The following is a 1,278-nucleotide window of genomic DNA, read 5'->3' as shown; positions in this document are numbered from 1 at the left end:
TTTAAAAATAATAAAATAAAAGCACTAAAAAAAGAAATTAAATTATTAAAAGATGAAAAAACAAATGAGATAAATAAAACCACTATTTATTCTTCTGAAGAAAAAGATGAGTATAATGAGCATTTTTTTAATACACAAAATATTAACTTAGAAGATACAATTATAAAAGATACTAAGGAAAGATATATAAATTCTGCTAAAGTACTTAATAAAACATATGATGAAACTTTAGTAGGGAATGAGATATATAAATTTGAGTGTATGAATTTAGAGGCAATAACAGAAGGTCAAGTTGAGGGAGCTGTTTTAAAATTAACTAGAGAAAATTTTAACATAAAGATAGAAGAGTGTACTATTGGGAATACTGTATTTTATAAAATAAAACTATATGAATAAAAAATAATAAGGCCTGTAAGAAAATTTGTGTATCTGTAACTTCTTTATAGAAATAATCTAATTTTTTTAGTTTTAAATTTCACATAAAAATTTTTATACTCTTCATATAAAATTATAATGCCTTAAATTAGTTATAAAAAAGCTAAATCAAGGCATTAATAATTTTAGAATTTATATAGTAATATTTATAATTATTTTATATCAATCTTTAAACCTTTATAATAATACTCCATATCTCTTTCATTAATTTCTCTTAATACCTTACAAGGATTCCCTACAGCAACAACATTTGATGGAATATCCTTTGTAACTACACTTCCAGCCCCTATAACTGAATTTGCTCCAATAGTTACACCAGGAAGTATTACTGAATTTGCTCCAATCCAAACATTATCTCCTATATTAACAGGAACATTAAATTGCCCTTGTTTTCTTCTAATATCTGGATTTATAGGATGTGTTCCTGATGAAATTGTAACATTTGGTGCAATTAAAACATTATTGCCAATAAATATATCACAATCATCAACAAGTGTTAAATTAAAATTAGCATATACTCCATTACCAAAATGAACATTTTTTCCACCCCAATTAGCACGTAAAGGAGGTTCTATATAGCACTCTTTTCCAATTTCAGAAAACATATTTTTTAATAATTCATTTCTTTTCTTTTGTTCTGAAGGACGTGTTTGGTTGAAGTCATAAAGTAATTCTAAATAATACATTTGTTCTTTTATTAATTCTTCATCATTAGAATAATAAAGTTTTTTACCATAAATTCTTTCTTTTATCTCTTTTAATTTCATAAATTTCCCCTTTTATAATGATATTTTTTATATTAAACTTTACACTATCTTTATATCTTTTATATGCTTTTTGTAG

Annotated in this window: 2 protein-coding genes; one reads left to right on the top strand and one right to left on the bottom strand. The window is 23.7% G+C overall.

Annotated elements, in window-relative coordinates; all coding sequences use genetic code 11:
- A partial coding sequence (locus tag GBZ86_RS17485; protein ID WP_170272303.1) for a hypothetical protein occupies positions 1–396 on the top strand: 396 nt, incomplete at its 5' end.
- A 191-nt stretch (positions 397–587) separates the two neighbouring features.
- Here the strand turns inward: GBZ86_RS17485 and GBZ86_RS16000 are convergent.
- The gene (locus GBZ86_RS16000) at positions 588–1,202 is read right to left on the bottom strand and encodes a sugar O-acetyltransferase (protein ID WP_152892311.1); all 615 of its coding nucleotides are present in this window, start codon (positions 1,200–1,202) and stop codon (positions 588–590) included.
- Between the last annotated feature and the right edge of the window lie 76 nt (positions 1,203–1,278).

It is taken from the genome of Clostridium tarantellae (assembly GCF_009295725.1).
In the GTDB taxonomy this organism is placed as follows: domain Bacteria; phylum Bacillota; class Clostridia; order Clostridiales; family Clostridiaceae; genus Sarcina; species Sarcina tarantellae.
The sequence above is the reverse complement of the archived record's forward strand: the minus strand, read 5'-3'. Positions and strand labels throughout refer to the sequence as shown.